The organism is Candidatus Lernaella stagnicola, from assembly GCA_030765525.1.
GTDB lineage: Bacteria > Lernaellota > Lernaellaia > Lernaellales > Lernaellaceae > Lernaella > Lernaella stagnicola.
This window is the reverse complement of record JAVCCK010000028.1, coordinates 49,898-66,884: the sequence shown is the minus strand read 5'-3', so window position 1 is coordinate 66,884 and position 16,987 is coordinate 49,898. Positions and strand designations below refer to the sequence as shown.

Sequence of the window (16,987 nt, the reverse complement as noted above, 5' to 3'; positions counted from 1 at the left end):
GGCGCCGGCCGGCACACCCTCAAACTGCTGGGCAGCGTGGACATCGTCGGCGTGGACATCGTGGCGATTCTGGATGAAAGCCCCGATGCGATCGGCAGCCGCATTTTGCGCGTGCCGGTGCGGCCGCTGAGCGAGGCGGGCGAGCTGGACATCGACGCCATCGTCGTTAGTTCCGACCGCTGGGAAACGCAGATGCTGGAGAAGGTCGCCCCGTGGCGCGAGAAGGGCATTTACGTCACGGGCTTCTATACTCGGGACGACAAGGCGCAGCCATGAAAATCGGCATGGTCTCGCGGGAATACCCACCGTTTTTCGGCGGTGGTGTGGGCACGTATGTCTACCAGATGAGCCGGGCGTTCGCCGAAGCCGGACACGAGGTACACGTGTTTACCGTGCGCACCGGGACAGACGACCGGCACGCCGATCCGCCGGGCGTGACCGTGCATCGAGAGCCGTTCGAGCCAACCGAAATTCAACACGCCGGATTTCAGGGATCGTGGACCGCGGCCCAGGCATGGTTCCAGGTGGCTTCGCTGTTTCGCGGCGCGTTGTTGGAATGGGCGGCCGACCACGAACTAGATGTCGTCGAGTTCCCCGAGTGGGAGGCGCCCGGCTGGATGTTGGCGCTGGACTGGCAGTGGACCGTGCCCATGGTCGTCAACAGTCACACCCCCACGTGGGTGCTGCAGGAACTCAACGGCCAGCCGCCCCTGCCGGGGGCCTTGTTGGAGAAGCTGCAACTGGCCCTCGCCGACGGGGTTTGTGCGCCCTGTTCGCCCATGGCCGTGCGGGTGGAAGCGGGCGTGGCGCTCGCGGCGCCGGTAACGGTCGTGCATCATCCCTTTTTCGCCGACGGCGTGCTCGACGAAGCGGCCCCACCGACGGGCCGGCGCATGCTGTACGTCGGGCGGCTGGAGCGGCGCAAGGGCGTGATCACCCTCGTGGACGCGGCGCAGCGGGCGCTGGGTGAATTCGCGGATGCCGAACTGGTGTTGGTCGGCGGCGACACGACGACGCGGCCCGGCGGCGGCTCCATGAAGGAGTATCTCTGCGAGCGCATCGACGCGAGGTTTCGATCCCGCATCCATTTTGTCGAGAACATTCCTCCCGCGGAGTTGTACGAGTACTACCGCGCGGCGCTGTTTTGCGTGTTTCCGTCGATTTTCGAGAATTTCCCGAACGTGTGCCTGGAAGCCATGGCCGCGGGCCGCACGGCGATTGTCGGCCGCGACTCGGGCATGGTCGAGATGATCGGCGAGGCGGGCGTGCCGGTCGCTCCGGAAGACCCGGATTCGCTCGCCACGGAGATGATCGCGCTGCTGGGCGATCCCGAACGCGCTGCTACGTTGGGCCGCCGCGCTTTCGATCGGGTCCGCGACGTTTTCGCGCCGGAAAAAATGGCGGCGCGCCGGGTGGCGTTTTACCAATCAATCATCGACCAGGTCGGGGCGCGGTCATCGCTCCAAAAACGACTCGCGCGCGTCGCGTTGCCGGTGTGGCGCGAGGTCATGCCCGAATACGCCGCAGCTTTCCGGGTACTTCTGGAAGGGTGCGCCGACGAGGACGAAAGCGCGTCGCCGGCTGATCGCGTTCTTCGTAAGGTGCGCGCTCATGCGCCGTGGCCTGAACGACCGCTGCGCGCGGCGTTGTACGGTGGGGGGCAACACACGCGCAAGTTGGCGCCGTATTTCGGCCGACTCGCCGAGCGGGGTCTCGAAATCGCGTTGATTCTGGACGACGATCCGCGGCGCGCGGGCCAGGACATCGCGGGTGTCAAAATCGCCCCGCCGAGTGCGGCCATCGAGCAGGGTGTCGACATTGTCGTGCTTTCCTCCGACGCCGCCGAGCCCATGCTGTGGGAAAAAAGCCGGCCGCTGCGGGCGGCGGGATTGCCGGTCGTGCGGCTCTACGCCCCGGACGACTGACATGCTGGATTTCCTGGGTATCGGGGCGCAGCGCACGGGCACCACGTGGTTGCATTACACGCTGCAAAAACACCCGCAATTGGTGTTGCCGTTTCACAAGGAAATCCACTTTTGGGACGCCGACCACGCCTCCAGCACCTGGAAGCGGGACCTGGCGTGGTATCTGGGTTTATTCCAGGGGCATGGTCCCGCGGTACGCTGTGGCGAGATCACGCCGTCCTACGCCCTGCTACCCGTCGATGTGATTCGCCGAATCCGCGACGCCAAAGCCGATTTGCGCATTTTGTTCACGGTGCGCAACCCGATCGACCGCGCGGTGTCGCACGCCTTGATGCAATTCTGCAAGATCGAAGGACGCGCCGTGGATTCGCTGTCGAAAGAAGAGGTGCTCGCTCACTGCCTCTCCCAAAAGTCGCGCGAGCGCGGGGATTATGCGGCCTGCCTGGAACGATGGTTCGGCGTGTTTGCGCCCGAAAACTTTTTCATCGAGGAATTCGACGCCATGCGCGCCGACAATCGCGGCTACCTGCGCAAACTGTTTCGCTTCCTGGATGTGGACCCGTCACCCGCGTCCACGTGGTCGACCGACGAAATCACCGACCTGCGAAACGTGATGCCGCCCTACCGCATTTCCAGTCCTGCCCGCGGCATGTTGCGCGAGTTGTACGCCGAGCCCGTCGCGCGTTTATCGAAGCTGCTGGACCGCGATTTCTCGGCTTGGCTCGCCTGACGCGCTGGCCACGTCGGGGGAAACCCGCTACTGTCGAAGGGGTTGGACGCAGCGGCGCCGGAGGGCGCACCGACGCCGTTGGTGATGGGGAGGCGTCGTAATGTACGTCATCATCAAAAACATGAAAGTGGAGCCGGCGGATCTGGACAACCGGGGCGGACGGGCGCGCCTGTCCGCGGAAGCCATTACGACCGTCCACGATGCGGCGATCAAGAACGTGGAATTGGTCGGCTCGCAAGTGCCCAACGCCGCGCCGCGCTCGTTGCGGCCGGTGCGCGGCCAGATCATCAATGCGACGCGCGAGGGTTTCTACGAAACGTCGCTGGCGATCCCCCCCCTGATCGATCCCGGCGAATACGAGCTGACACTACGGGCCCGCGACTCCGAGGGCTACACCGGGCGCGCGAAAACCCACCTGAGAATTACCTACCGCCGTCCACCTTACGAAGGCTCAATTGACAGCCCGGAAAACCGCGCGACGTTGGCCAAACTGGCGCACGCGCCGATCGTTCCGGGCAACGCCGTCGAGGTGCTGTGGGACGGCGAGACCGCTCTGGCCCGGCGGTTGGAATTGATCGAGAGCGCGAAGCGGCAGATCAACCTGCAGAATTACGTGTTCGCCATCACCGGCATCGGCCGGCAGGTGTACGAGGCGCTATTGCCGCGCTTGGATAAGGGCGTGGAAGCCAACGTCTTGCTTAACGCAGGCACCCAGATACCCGGCGCGATGCTCAGCACGTTGCGGCTTTCGGCGCATCGCATTTTGGCGGAAATCGCCGGCTTCCTGGAGGATCAGGGGCTCACCTTGGGAGCGAAGCTCAGCGGCGAGGAAGTCCAAAAGCATCTGCGCGCCTGGAAACGCCAAAACGTCAATCTAGAGTTGTTCGGCGGCAGCTTGTTCAGCAAACGCGGCCTTGCGCCGCAAAGCGAATCGGCGCCCGCCGCCGTGTGGTTGGTCAAGATGATCAAGGATTCTCTGGGTGAGGATTTCTTCGGGGAGAACTCCTCGGAGGGCGATTGGCGCCAACAGGCCTATCGCGGCCCGGGCGGCTTGCCCGCGATTCCGCTGCTCGATTACGCGATTCACGAAAAGATTCTCCTGGCCGACGCGCGCCGCGCCATCGTGGGCGGCCGCAACTTGTCCGACGAATACTTCGCCCCGTGGATCGACGTGGATGTGTTGCTCGAGGGGCCGGTGGTCAAGCAGGTGCAGCGCGGCTTCGTGCGCAGCTTCCTGGAATTGGCCGAAACCGCCGAGCCGCCGACCGTGGCAGACTTGCGACCGCGATTGAAAACGGCGGGACCTTCCGACGTTCAGTTCGTGCAGTCGCGCCCGTGGCGGGGCGAATACTACACGCTCAACGCCCTGGTCACCGCCATTCAAATGGCGCGCAAGCGGGTTTATGCCTACTCGCAGTACCTGGTGCTGCCCGATGGTTTGCTGCTGGACGCGCTTCTCGATGCGGCGCAGCGCGGCGTCGATGTGCAGATCATCACGAACTCGCAAACCGCCGGGCAGGAGCTGTACTGGTCGACCGGATACTTCGTTTCGCTGAACTACTTCGCGCGGCTGCTCAAGGCCGGAATCAAGATCTATTTGAACCCCGGCACGCCGGAGCAGGAAGAAAAGCAGCCCTATTTGCACGCCAAAGAGTTTCTCATCGACGACGAACTGACGATGATCGGCTCGTTCAACCTCTCGACGCGCAGTTGCTTTGTCGAGTCGGAAAACCTCGTCAACATTTTCGATCGCCGCATCGCCGAGGACGAATTGGCGCGCTTCGCCGCACACCGCCGGGACGCCGTCGAGGTGACGCCCACGTTCATGCGCGATGCCTACCGCGAACATCGCACGACGATGGAATTCGCGCGCAGCTTCGAACTGTTTTTCTAACGCGAAAAATATCGGAAAAATTAAATCGTGAGCGCGCTCGTCGCTACTTCAGCCTGGGGCGAGGGCCGAACTACAGCAAAAACGCCAGTAACACGCCCGCAGCAACCGCCGAGCCGATAACACCCGCCACGTTGGGCGCCATGGCGTGCATGAGCAGGAAGTTCGAGGGGTCTTCTTGCAGGGCGACGGTGTTGACCACGCGCGCGGCCATGGGCACGGCGGAGACGCCTGCGGCGCCGACCAGCGGATTGATCTTGTCTTTGGTGACCAGGTTCATCAGTTTGGCGAAAAGTATGCCCGCGGCCGTCGCCACGCAGAAGGCCGCGACACCGAGGCCGAAGATCATCAACGCTTTGGTCGTCAGGAAGGTCTGCGCGTTGGCCGACACACCCACGCACAGGCCGAGCAGAATCGTGACGATGTCGATAAACGATGTCTTCGCCGTGACGGCCAAACGGTCGGTGACGCCCGATTCACTCAGCAGGTTGCCGAAAAACAGCATCCCCAGAAGCGGCAGCGCCTTGGGCACGAGCAGGCACGTGAGAAGCAGGCCCGCAATCGGGAACACGACGCGTTCCAGGCGCGAGACCTGGCGCGGTTGCGGCATGCGGATCAGTCGTTCCTTGCGGGTGGTCAGCAGGCGCATGATGGGCGGCTGGATGATCGGCACTAGGGCCATATAGGAATAGGCGGCGATGGATATCGGCGCGAGGAAATCGGCGTTCAGTAGGCTGGTGACATAGATAGCCGTGGGGCCGTCGGCGCCGCCGATAATGCCGATGGAACCTGCCTCTTTGGCAGTAAATCCGAGGGCGAGTGAGCCGAGGAAGGTGCCGAAAATGCCGACTTGCGCCGCCGCGCCCAGCAACACGAGGCGCGGACTGCAAATCATGAAGGAGAAATCGGTCATCGCGCCAATGCCGAGAAAAATCAGCGGCGGGTAAATCTCGTGCGTGATGCCGAGGTAAAGCCAGTGGAACGGGCTGTGCGGGTCCGCCAGCAGCGTGATGAGCTGCCCGGTTTCGTCGAATCCCCACGGGATGTTCGTGAGAATCATGCCGAAGCCGATGGGCACCAACAGTAGGGGTTCATAGTTCTTGGTGACCGCCAGGTAAATGAACACCAGGCCGATACCGATCATGATTAGAAATCGCACATCGTCTAGATGGGCGATGCCGGTGGAATCAAAGAGTTCGAGAAGGCTTTGCACGGAAATCTCCCGTGATGCGGTGACTTAGCGTCGGCGCCGGCCGCCGAACAATACGCGCTGGCGGTAGGTCTGCCGCCAAGAGCGGCCTTCGCCCGGCTTGGGGTTGAATAAGGGACGCACTTGGCCGGAGGCTGCCAGGAGCAACGCCACGGCGATCGCGGCTACGCGTTTTCGTTTGGCGTGCAATACGGGGTCGACCGGCGCCGCGGGGGGCGGTTCGGCTGCGGCACGCGGTGGTTCAGGCGCACTCGGCGTCGGTTCGGCGGTTACCGTTTCCGATTCGCCTCGGCAAAATAACCTTTTGAAAATGTAGGTAAAAACGGCCAGCAGGATTAGCGCCGTGAAAACGGTACCCATGCCGATCATCGTCATCATCAGGCCGAAATGCGGATCCTCGGGGTTCATGGCGTCCTTCGCTTCCGGTCGAATTTTGCGCGCCACTATACTCCGGCACCGGCCTGCGGGCAAGCATGTCGCGGTCGTGGCGGTTTGTTTTCGCTTGAGGGAGCGAGCGCATGCGGGAAGACGCGATTGTTACACCGGAAACGAAAGCGTCATTCCGAATTGAACCCACCCTCATCCGGCGTGTCCAAGATGCTGAAATTAGGTGCGCCCCGGGGGTGCGGAAACGGCTTCGGTCCCTTGCAAAAAGCGATGCATCTTGTTATCGTTCGGCGGCTTTTCCAGAGGGGGAAAGACGGTAGGAGTGTAACAACCTTAAGATGTTGTACCTGGAGTACATAAAGAAGTACCTGTGGGTCGTGCGCCTTGTGGTGTTAGCGCTATGCGCTTACCTGGCGGCGAACGCAGTGTCCATCTACATTCGTGGGAAAATCGTCACGGCGCCGACGGTCAATCTGGCCGCGGCGGCCGCCGGCGGTTCGGCGTACACTTCGATCAACGTCTACGACATAGTCTTGAAGCGCAGCCTATTTAATTCGGCCGGCGTCAACCTGGAGGCGGGCTTTACCGCCCGGGATTCCGGCCCGACGATCGGCAGCGAAGATTTCGTGCTCATGGGAGTGATCGCCGGATTGCCGGATCTTTCCTACGCGGTGATCAACACGCGTCACAACGGCGAGACAGCCGTATTTCGCGTGGGGGATACGGTCGCCGACGTTGCCGACGTGCTGGCCATTCGCGCCCGCGAGGTGGAGTTGTTGCACGACGGCGAGCGCAAGGTCATCTCCCTTCCCGATTTGGGCGAGGGGCTCTCTTCGGCCGGCGATCGTTGGAACCGCACGGTGGGCGAGGCGGTGGCCGATGGCATCAAGAAGGTCGGCGAAAACGAGTTTGTCGTATCCAGCGAGGTGATCGAGAACGCCTTTGAGGACATGGCGTCGATGCTGCGCGGCGCGCGGATTATGCCGCACATCGAAAACGGGCAAATCGACGGTTTTAAGATACATCGGATTAAGAGCAGCAGTTTGTACAAAAAAATCGGTCTGCAAAACGGCGACATTCTGCACCGGGTCAATTCCATCGAAATCAAGGGCCCGGAAGACGGTCTGCGGTTGTTTCAGGAATTGCGGACGGCCAAGAATATTTCGATTGACGTGACGCGGAAAGGGTCGCGGCAGACATTGAGTTACACGGTTAAGTAACCGGGGAGCTTCGATCGCGTGGTCGGAGCGGCTGGAGTAAGCATGATTTTATCGCGAAAGACGGGGCGCCTACTCATCTTCCTACTGGCATGTTGGCTGGGATCCTTCGTGCTGTGGGGCGGGGTGGCGAACCTCGTTGGTTTGGACGTCGCGTTTGCCCAACAGCAGGACGACGAAGAGGACGAAGAAGACGAGGGTACGCCCGCCGTGGTGGCCGGACCGGCCGCGCCGGATAAATGCCCCGACGGGCTGGTGCGGGTGAATTTCAACGATACGGACATTCAAGATATCGTCAAGACGATGGCGGCGACGACCAAACAGAACTTCATGCTCGACAAAACCATCACCGGCAAAATTACCATTATCTCGCCAACCTGCGTGACGCCCGAGGAAGCCTACGACGTTTTCCAATCGGTGCTCTACGTCCACGGTATGACGACCCTGAAAGTGGGCAAGCTCAATAAAATCGTCAAGCGCGCCAACGCGCAATCCCAGCCCATCGATACGCTCACGCGCGGTTTGGGCCGCGACAACGAAAAATTCATTACCCAGTTGATCTCCCTACAGAACGTGGACGCCGTGGAAATCGCCACCGCGTTTCGGCCCCTGATCAGCGCTGAGGGCAACGTTTTCGCATACGGCCCCAGCAACATGCTGATCATCTTGGATTCCGCGGCCAACATAAATCGCTTGTTCCGCATCATCCAAAAGCTTGACATCGAGGGAACCGAAACCCTCTTGGAAGTTATTCCTATCGAATACGCCTCCGCCGACACGTTGGCCGACGTCATCATGGAACTTTTGGAAGAGGCGAATGCGAGCAGCCGGGGCGCCAGCGCCGCCGCTTCGCGGACCAGCGCCCTTCGCGCCAGGTTGCGCCAGCGGCGTTTGGCCCGCGGCGGCAAGGCCGGACGCGCCTCCGGCATCGGGGCGGCCAATTCGCAAAGCATCGCGGCGGGCGAGACCATGCGCATCATCCCGGATATGCGCACCAACAGCTTGGTGGTCAAGGCCAACAAATTCACCCTGCGGCGCATCAAAGACGTGGTGCGAAAACTCGACCAGCCACTGCCCGGAGGCGAAGGCAAAATTCACGTCGTGTATCTGGAAAACGCTGACGCGACCGAAATGGCCGGCATCTTAGCCGATCTAGCCGGGACCGGCGGCGGCGCGGGCGGCGCGAGCGCCCTCAATGCGCGCAACCGCAACACGCGCACCGGTCGTTCGTCGCGCGCCAGTTCTGCGGCCGGCGCTCTCTCCAGCCGTTTCGGAGCCAGCAGCCGTCTGGGGGGCAGCAGCCGCCTCGGCGGCTCCTCGCTGGGCAGCGGCGGAGTCAACCGCAATTCGGGCAACCCGACCCGGGGTATCGCCCAGACGACCGGCCGCTTCATGGCCGATTTCGACGGCGCGGTGCGTATCACCTCCGACCCGGCGACCAACAGCTTGGTGATCATCGCCAGCAACCGCGACATGGCGATTCTGCGCGAGGTGATCAACAAACTCGATATTCAGCGGCCGCAGGTATACGTGGAAGTGCTGATCGCTGAAATCACCGCGGCGCGCGGCCTGGAAGTGGGATTCGAGTTCCGCTCGACCAACGACCCGGGCGAAGAAGGCGTGCAGGTGATCGGCGGCACGAACTACGGCGGCATTCAAAACGCGGCGGTCAATCCGCTCGGGATCTCCGGCTTCGCGGTCGGCGCGGCCGACGGCACGATCGAATTCGCGGGGGAGACCTTCGCCAACATCGGCGCGTTGTTCCGCGCTTTGCAGAGCGATCGCGACGTCAACATCATGGCGACGCCGCACATCCTGACGACCGATAACGAAGAGGCGGAGATCGTCATCGCCGACAACATTCCGTTCGTCACGGGGCAGATTTTCTCCAACGCCTTCAACAATCCGACCACGACGGTCGAGCGGCAAGACGTGGGCATTACGCTGCGCATCACCCCGTCCATCAACGAGTCAGACATGGTGCGCCTGACGCTCTACACCGAATCGTCCTCCGTGACCGAAAGCCCGGCGGGCCTTTCGGCCTCGCAGGTGGGCATCACCACGGCCAAGCGCAGCGCGGATTCGGTCGTGGTCGTAAAGAGCCGGCAATCGGTGATCATCGGCGGACTGATGAAGGACAATATCACCTACGCCGAGGCCAAAGTGCCGGTGCTGGGCGACATCCCGTTGCTGGGTTACTTGTTCAAGACCAGCAAGCGCAACACCGAAAAAACAAACATGCTGATTTTCATCACGCCGTACATCATCAAAGACAACGGCGATCTGGAAGAAGTCACGCGGCAGGCCAACTACCGCCTGCAACGCTTCCGTCAGGAAAACCGCCTGCAGCGCAAGCGGGACCTGAATGAAGGACAAATGAAGCCGCGGGAACGGGTGTTCCGGCCCTCGGACTCCAACGGGATCGATGTCGATCCCACGTTACGCGGCACCTCCGTGCGGCAAGACGGCGAACCGGATGATGAGCGCGACGACGAGAGTCCCCTCGACATCACCCCCGACTATGACGACGACGGTGCCGCGGGTGACGCGGTCGACGACGGCGCTGCCGATGATGCGGCCGACGACGGCGACGGCCAGGATCCCGATTTCGGTCAGGGGGAATAGGGCTCGATGTATAAGCGGCTCGGCGAAATCCTCAGCGACAAGGGGTTGGTCACCAGCGAGCAGGTCGACGAAGCGCTCGAAGCGCAGAAGGCCAAGGGCGGTCGCCTGGGCGAAATCCTCATCAAGATGAAATTGGTGGACGAAGCGCAGGTTCTGCGGGCCGTCGCCGAGCAACTTGATCTGCCCTTCGTGGAAAGCGTGAAGTCCGACGAAATCGACGTCGCGCTGATCTCGAAAATCCCCATCGCCTACGCCAAGCGCAAAAGGGTGTTACCCGTCGCTCGCGACGAACAAAGCGGCCTCGTGCGCGTGGTCGTTGCCGACCCACTCGACTTCGGATCCCTCGACGACCTAAGCCTCTTTCTGGGCGGCGAATTGGACATCGGCGTCGCCACCAGCGGCGTGATCTTCGATACCATCAATCTGACCTACGACCGGATGAGCGACACCACCGACGAGGTCATGGGCAGCCTGGAGGAAGAGCAGGGCTACGGCGACATCTACGAAGAACCGCCCGACCTGATCGACGTGGAAGACGAAGAAGCGCCGATCATCCGCCTGGTCAACCACCTGATGTTCCGCGCGGTGAAAGAGCGGGCCAGCGATATTCACATCGAGCCCTTCGAATCGGAAATCGTCGTGCGCTTCCGTATCGACGGCGTCCTCTACGAAGTGATGAAGCCGCCCAAGCGCTTCCAATCCTCGATCGCCAGCCGTATCAAAATCATGGCGGACCTCAACATCGCCGAAAAACGGCTGCCGCAAGACGGACGCATTCGCATCAAAATCGCGGGCAACGATATCGATATCCGTACCAGCGTCATCCCCACCGCCCACGGCGAGCGCGTCGTCATGCGCTTGCTGGATAAATCTTCGGTGCGCCTCGACCTGGAAGACCTCGGCCTCGGTGGCGTGAAGTTCGACCAGCTTCTCGATCTCATTCAGCGGCCCCACGGCATTCTGCTGGTCACCGGCCCCACCGGCTCGGGTAAAACCACGACTCTGTACGCGGCCCTCGTGCGCCGCAATACGCCCGATGTGAACATCCTGACCGTCGAAGACCCGATCGAATACCAGCTCAGGGGCATCGGCCAGATGCAGGTCAACCCGAAAATCAACCTGACCTTCGCCGGCGGCTTGCGCGCCTTTTTGCGGCAAGACCCCGACATCATCCTCATCGGCGAGATCCGCGACCTGGAGACGGCGGAAATCGCCGTGCAGGCCTCACTCACCGGCCACTTGGTGTTCTCGACCCTGCACACCAACGACTCGGCCAGCGCCTTGACGCGCCTGGTCGACATGGGCGTCGAGCCCTTCCTTGTCTCCAGTTCGCTGGTCGGCGTGATGGCTCAGCGCTTGGTGCGCGTGCTTTGCGATAACTGCAAGAAAGCGGTCGAACCCAAACCCATACAACTCAAGAAACTCGGCGTCGCGCCCGAAGACCTCAACGGCAGACCCATCTTCGAGCCGGTCGGTTGCGACGCGTGCCTCAACACCGGGTACCTGGGCCGAACCGCGATCTACGAAATCCTGCGCGTGACCCCCCCCGTGCGGGCAATGGTGCTGCAAAACGTCGACGCGGGGACCATCAAAAAGCAGGCTGTCGAAAAGGACGGCATGCTCACGCTGCGCATGGACGGTGCGGATAAAGTGCTGGCTGGCATGACTTCCATTGAAGAAGTGCTGCGCGTCACCCAGGCCGATTTCGACTAGCCGGAGCGGTTCGTCTCCTCAAATCACGCAATCAGGTCAGCAGCCGCAGGCGCCCGTATCGTCGTCATCATCGTTCGACGAAGCGCCGGGCGCGGCGTCATCATCGTCGTCCGTCGCGTCGCTGTCATCATCGGCGGGCGCGGTGTCGTCGTCGCCGGGGGTTGTGTCGTCGTCCGCCGTTTCCACGGCGAGGATCGTCACGCGGTCGGGCTCGCCGGCGAACTCGAAATCACTGACGACTAATTCGAACTCGTACTCCCCAACCTGACTGGCCGTGAACACCGGCGCGACAGCCGCAGGGTCGTCCAGCGCCGCCGACTCGCCGCCGACCTGCGTCCAGGCGTAGGTCAGCGGATCGCCTTCCAGGTCGTAGGAGGCGCTGCCGTCCAGTTGCACGACCGCGCCGACTTCCACTTCCTGGTCCGGCCCGGCCTCGGCCACGGGCGCAGTGTTGATGCCCGTGTATTTCATCGTCATGAAAGCCTGACCGACCACCCAGGCGTCACGTCCGACGAACTCGATGTCGAGCGGAGCGTACGTGCCTTCATTAAAGGGATCCACCTGCCACGTGTCACCGCCGTCCTCGGTGTAAAACACGATCGTCCGCGCCAGCGGGAACGATGGACCGTCGGCGATCACGAAGCCCAGGTGATCGCTCACGAAATTGATGTCATACATCCAGTACTCGTCGATTAACCCCGAAATCGATTGCCACGGCGGCAGGTTCACTTCCTGCCATGTCGCGCCGCCGTCGCGGGTGCGCAGCAGCACGTACAAGGGGGAAACGAATCCTTTGTACGATTCGCCGATCGCGAAACCGTTATCCTCGTCGAGGAAAAGGACATTGTAGAACGCCCGGGCGTCGTCTTGGTGCAGCACCGTCCAGCTTTGACCACCGTCCGTCGTTTTCATGATTTTGCCGTACGCGCCCTTCGGGCCGTTATCTGGATGAGCCAGCCCATAGGCCATGCGGTAGCGCGCGTCGCGTTCCATGCGCGTGCGGTGAATCGCCCACTCCACGACCTGCTGGGGCTGCGTCGCCTCGGTCAAGATCGGCGGCGCGAGGTCGTCGTCGTAAAAACCGGTGCCGATGTAGCCGGTTTGATCGTCGAGGAAGAAAATGTCGTGCACGCGGACTTCCCACTCGTCCGAGGATGTGTCCGGATTGCCCAGGTGCGTCCAGTTCCGACCGCCGTCGGATGTGACCAGGAAGGTGCCGTATTGCCCGCCGGCGTAGCCCACCGCTTCGTCGAGCATGTGGATCACGTTGATCGAGCCGTTGAGCGGCGCGTCGTGAAGAACGGCCGGCTGCCAGGTTTCCCCGCCGTCTTCGGTCACGTGCGCTTCGGTGCCGTTGAGGAATATGCAGGCCAGGCAGAGCGGTTCGGGCAGGGCGTCGAAACAGGCGTCTTTGGCGCCGAAGCCGCCGCGGATGCCGTAGGTTTCGCTAACGAACTGTACGTCGAGAATCATGTGGACGAACTTGAACATGCCGCAAAAGCCGGGGTCGGCCACCACGCGCACCAACGTATCCCAGGTGTAGCCACCGTCGGTCGAAAGGTGCATCAGTTGGGCCGATTCCGCTCCATCCTGATGAACGCTTGCGGTATAGAGGTAATCCGCGCTCGGCGCCGACAAGCGCACCAACGCCGAGTTGCTATACGTAATCCCGTATTGATTCAGCAATTCCCACGAGCCCACATCCGCTGCCGCCGGGGCGGCGAAAAGCGCCAGCAGGCAGCCGATCATCAGCCGGATCGTCCACTTCCGGTAACGTGAGATGTTTTTCGGCGTCCGGTGGGCATCGTGATGGCGGCGCTTCATGGTGGTCTCCTCCCCGTTTGGTTTTCTTATGTCGGCGGCGAAACCGCCTGTTTCGGTTGCGCCCTATTATCGACCGCCGAGCGATGCCGATTCAACGGGGTATTCACGCTGGCTTGGGGAGGAAAGACTCATCGCCGCCGGGGGTTACGTTTGTGTTCGCCCCTTCACGGCGGGACAATTGCGTTTCGACTGATAAATTGTATAGATTGCGCCCCTACGGGACTGTGTTTGGATTCCGGCCGCAGATGTTGATTGAAGGGTGCCATAGTCTCACCGCCATCGGCGGTGAGACTATGGCACCCCGGCATTCCTACGGTTTGGTGTGAAGCTCGTAGAGGCGGCGAGCCCACGTAACAAGACCATGTCCCTGGGTTTTTCCATTTGTTTCCTGGTTTCCCGCCTACGCGGGAATGACGGGACGAAAGGATGCAAAAGCGGTGGCGTCCGTGGTGCCGACAATCCTTCTTTCGTCAACGCCGTCATCCCCGCGCAGGCGGGGATCCAGACGAAACCATCCCGGTCCAGGCTCAGCCTGGAAAACCGGGACACGTAACAAGACCATGTCCCTGGGTTTTTCCCCGGACAAGGTCCGGTCCAGGCACTGCCTGGGGTTTAGCCTTCGCGGGTTTCTAGGGCGCGGATGCCCAGGCGCAGCGGCACCCAGACGGCGGTGACGAAGGCGGATAGGGCAATGAAGGAAGCGGCGGCGGAGAGAATCCACTCGGTTTGGTTCAAGGCGCGGTTGGAGATGATCGCGAACAGAGCGCTTTTGCCCGGGTAAAAGGAGAGGGCGACCATCAAAAGAATGAAAAACATCGCAGAGACCATGTAGACGATCGAACTGGCACCCGTGGCCATGCGCGCAATGTTGCGCTCGTTGAACGCGGGCATGACCGCCCCGACGCCGATGGCCATCGACGTGATGCCCACCGAGACGAAAAGCATCAGCACCGATGTGTAGACCATCAAGAAGGTGTGCGTGCCCAAAAAGTAGTTGCTGATCACCACGAGCAACTGCCCGATCACGACGATCGGCGGGGCCATCATCGCGAACTTCGCCAGCACCACGTCGCGCATGCGCACCGGGGCAGCACGCAGAATCCAAAAGGCGCGTCCCTCGGTGGAAATGGCCGGCAGCACGAAGCGCACGCTGACCGCCGAAAGGACGAAGCCCGCCAGCACCAGGTTCACGAAGGTAATCAGGCTGCGGTGGTAGAAGGTCAGGCCGAAGCGCTCGAGCGGCAGCACCTTGAAGTTGAACAGGTACACCACGCACAGCGCCAGCAGCAGAAGCAGTTGGGTCCACTGCGTCGTTTCGCGGAAGAAGGATTTCAAATCCTTGATGATGATCATTCGCCGCAGCGGCCGGACGAAGAGCGTGAGCGCGTGGAAAAAACGATTCGACGACATCGAAATCGTCAAACGCGCCTTGCGGCCCTCCTGCGCTTTGCTGAAGGCGTCGAGATACCACTTCTCGGCCAGCCAGGCTGCGACCGCCAATCCGCCGAGGCCGGAAAACAAGCCGTAGGCGGTCAGCAGCACGGTGTTGCCGTCGATCGTGCCCTTGAGCCCGGCCCACAGCGCTTCGGTGGCCCACACCGCGGGAAGCAGCGGCGAATCGGGCGCCTGCAAGGTGGCGAAGTACTCGGCGAAACCGTGGAAGAGGTCGGGATTGAACAGTTGCTCGGGCCGCATGAAGCGCACGAGGAAGTAGAACGCGATCACCAGGCCGATGGAGAGGATGACCAGGATGTCCTGGGTTTTGCGGGCCGGAAAGGCGCGGACGAGTATCATCGTCACCAGCGAGCCGATCGCCGCGGGCAGCAGCAGGAAGATGGCCATGATCATGACCATCCACGGGTAGAACCACATCGGGCTGTTGAACACGATCCCCGCCGAGAGCCAAATGGGCAGGGCAAAAAGCATCACCATCCAACCCGATTGCAGGCCCGCGGTCAGGCTGCGCGAGAGAAAGAGGCGGTCGATCTTCACCGGCGCGCTGACCAGCAGGTACAGGTCGTCGGCCAGGAACAGGTTGCTGAGGCTCGTCACGATGTTGGAGAAGACCAGCACCGCGAAGAAAATCATGAACAGAAAACCCAGCAGCTTGTGCACCAGGATCGAACCGAAAGGCTCTTCGGCGGCGAGGCGGCCGATCAGGAAAATGCCCGCCACGAGCAGGCCGATCCAGAAAAGCACCGTCAGCCCACCGAAGAAATACACCTTTAGGCGGTCGGCGGTTTTGCCGCGATAGAAGCTGTTGTGGATCGACAACAAGCGCGGTTGCAGGAGTTGTTCGTATCCCGGTTGTGGCGTCTTAGTTTGGCTCATCCGTTTGCGGCGTGTCCGTGTCTTCTTCGGGTTGCTCGATCACCGGCGTTTTGGGCGGTTCCAGGCTTTCCTCCAGATCCGCTTCACGCTTTTGTACCACGTATCTAATATAGGTCTTCAAGACGCGGTTGCGCTCGACCTCGCCGGTAAGTTTCTTCAAATCTTCGTAAATGGTCGGGTCGATCAGCAGCCCGCCCAGCGTGCCTTCGCCGCGTTCGATCCGTTCGCTGATTTTGGCCAGGTTGGCGGCCGACTTCTTCAAGTCTTCCAGCATTTGCGCTTTGTCTTCGTCGTAAATCAGCCCGTGGATGACCCCGCTCTCGTCGCGCACGTCGGTGATCACCGCCCGCAGCACCTCGCTGGTTTGCCGCAGGTCGTCCAGGAACACCTTGATCTGCTCGCCGTAAATGATCTCATGCACGTTGCCGGGGCCTTCCTCGATGCGCTTGCTGATCGTGCGGATATTGGCCACCGTCGCCTTCAGGTCGTTGAGAATCTCGGCCTTGGCCGGGCTGTAAATCAACTCGTGCAGCACGCCTTTGCCACTCTCCACCTCGCTGGTGATGCGCCGAATGTTGGCGATGGTACGCGACAGTTCCGTCTGCGCGTCGCCCTCGCCGGCGATGGAGGCGAACAGCGTTTTCAGGTGCGCGGAAGTCTCGCCGATGTTGTCGAGCACGACGCCCGCCTTGTCCAACGCCTCGGCCATCGACGCCGGATCGATGCCCTTGAGGAAGTCGCCGTCCTCCACCAGGCCTGCGGAGATGTCGCCCGGCACGACCTCCAGGTACTTTTTACCCAGCAGACCCAGGGAGGAAATTGTCGCCACACCGTCTTTGTTGACGCGGTCCATGCCGCGGTCGTCGATGGAGAAATCCACGAACACCGTCGGGTCGCCCTCTTCGGGGGAGAAGCGGATGTCCTTGACGAAACCCACGGTGACGCCAGACAGCCGCACTTCGCTGCCGTTGATCAATCCGGCGATGTCTTTGAAACTCGTCTCCAGCGTGATCGTGGAGCGAAACAGACTCGTCTTGCTGGTCAGCACGATGATCGAGGCAAGAAACGCCCCCAACGTAATCAAGGCGAATAGGCCGACTTTTATTTCGTTCGATTTGCTCAGCGCCATAACGC

General features: G+C 61.7%; 12 protein-coding genes. 7 read left to right on the top strand and 5 right to left on the bottom strand.

Annotated elements, in window-relative coordinates; all coding sequences use genetic code 11:
- The 4 genes from P9L99_13645 to P9L99_13630 all read left to right on the top strand — a co-directional run.
- On the top strand, positions 1-276 hold a 276-nt coding region (locus P9L99_13645), incomplete at its 5' end, for a hypothetical protein (GenBank protein ID MDP8224403.1).
- Complete coding sequence (locus P9L99_13640; GenBank protein ID MDP8224402.1) at positions 273-1,925, top strand: glycosyltransferase; 1,653 nt, start codon at positions 273-275, stop codon at positions 1,923-1,925. The genes P9L99_13645 and P9L99_13640, both read left to right, overlap by 4 nt.
- A gap of 1 nt (position 1,926) precedes the next feature.
- On the top strand, positions 1,927-2,655 hold the full coding sequence (locus tag P9L99_13635; GenBank protein MDP8224401.1) for a sulfotransferase: 729 nt from the start codon (positions 1,927-1,929) through the stop codon (positions 2,653-2,655).
- Between the two features lie 100 nt (positions 2,656-2,755).
- Positions 2,756-4,549: a phosphatidylserine/phosphatidylglycerophosphate/cardiolipin synthase family protein gene (locus P9L99_13630; GenBank protein ID MDP8224400.1), complete on the top strand. Its 1,794-nt coding sequence runs from the start codon at positions 2,756-2,758 to the stop codon at positions 4,547-4,549.
- A 70-nt stretch (positions 4,550-4,619) separates the two neighbouring features.
- Here P9L99_13630 and P9L99_13625 read toward each other — a convergent pair whose 3' ends face one another.
- Together P9L99_13625 and P9L99_13620 are read right to left on the bottom strand one after the other, a co-directional pair.
- Complete coding sequence (locus P9L99_13625; GenBank protein ID MDP8224399.1) at positions 4,620-5,759, bottom strand: sodium ion-translocating decarboxylase subunit beta; 1,140 nt, start codon at positions 5,757-5,759, stop codon at positions 4,620-4,622.
- A 24-nt stretch (positions 5,760-5,783) separates the two neighbouring features.
- On the bottom strand, positions 5,784-6,200 hold the full coding sequence (locus P9L99_13620; GenBank protein MDP8224398.1) for an OadG family protein: 417 nt from the start codon (positions 6,198-6,200) through the stop codon (positions 5,784-5,786).
- A gap of 281 nt (positions 6,201-6,481) precedes the next feature.
- Between P9L99_13620 and gspC the strand changes: the two genes are divergently transcribed.
- The 3 genes from gspC to gspE are packed head-to-tail and all read left to right on the top strand — an operon-like array spanning position 6,482 to position 11,698.
- Complete coding sequence (gene gspC, locus P9L99_13615; GenBank protein MDP8224397.1) at positions 6,482-7,363, top strand: type II secretion system protein GspC; 882 nt, start codon at positions 6,482-6,484, stop codon at positions 7,361-7,363.
- Positions 7,364-7,405: 42 nt separating this feature from the next.
- Entirely contained in the window at positions 7,406-9,985 is a 2,580-nt protein-coding gene (gene gspD / locus P9L99_13610; protein ID MDP8224396.1) for a type II secretion system secretin GspD, read from the top strand.
- Between the two features lie 6 nt (positions 9,986-9,991).
- The gene (gene gspE, locus P9L99_13605) at positions 9,992-11,698 is read left to right on the top strand and encodes a type II secretion system ATPase GspE (GenBank protein MDP8224395.1); all 1,707 of its coding nucleotides are present in this window, start codon (positions 9,992-9,994) and stop codon (positions 11,696-11,698) included.
- 36 nt (positions 11,699-11,734) lie between these two features.
- Here the strand turns inward: gspE and P9L99_13600 are convergent, their stop codons facing one another.
- The 3 genes from P9L99_13600 to P9L99_13590 all read right to left on the bottom strand — a co-directional run bounded on the left by P9L99_13600 (position 11,735) and on the right by P9L99_13590 (position 16,982).
- The gene (locus P9L99_13600; GenBank protein MDP8224394.1) at positions 11,735-13,522 is read right to left on the bottom strand and encodes a PKD domain-containing protein; all 1,788 of its coding nucleotides are present in this window, start codon (positions 13,520-13,522) and stop codon (positions 11,735-11,737) included.
- 612 nt (positions 13,523-14,134) lie between these two features.
- The gene (locus tag P9L99_13595; protein ID MDP8224393.1) at positions 14,135-15,853 is read right to left on the bottom strand and encodes a hypothetical protein; all 1,719 of its coding nucleotides are present in this window, start codon (positions 15,851-15,853) and stop codon (positions 14,135-14,137) included.
- Positions 15,840-16,982, bottom strand: a complete 1,143-nt coding sequence (locus P9L99_13590) for an MlaD family protein (protein MDP8224392.1) — start codon at positions 16,980-16,982, stop codon at positions 15,840-15,842. The genes P9L99_13595 and P9L99_13590 overlap by 14 nt, the downstream gene beginning before the upstream one ends.
- Positions 16,983-16,987: the final 5 nt, after the last annotated feature.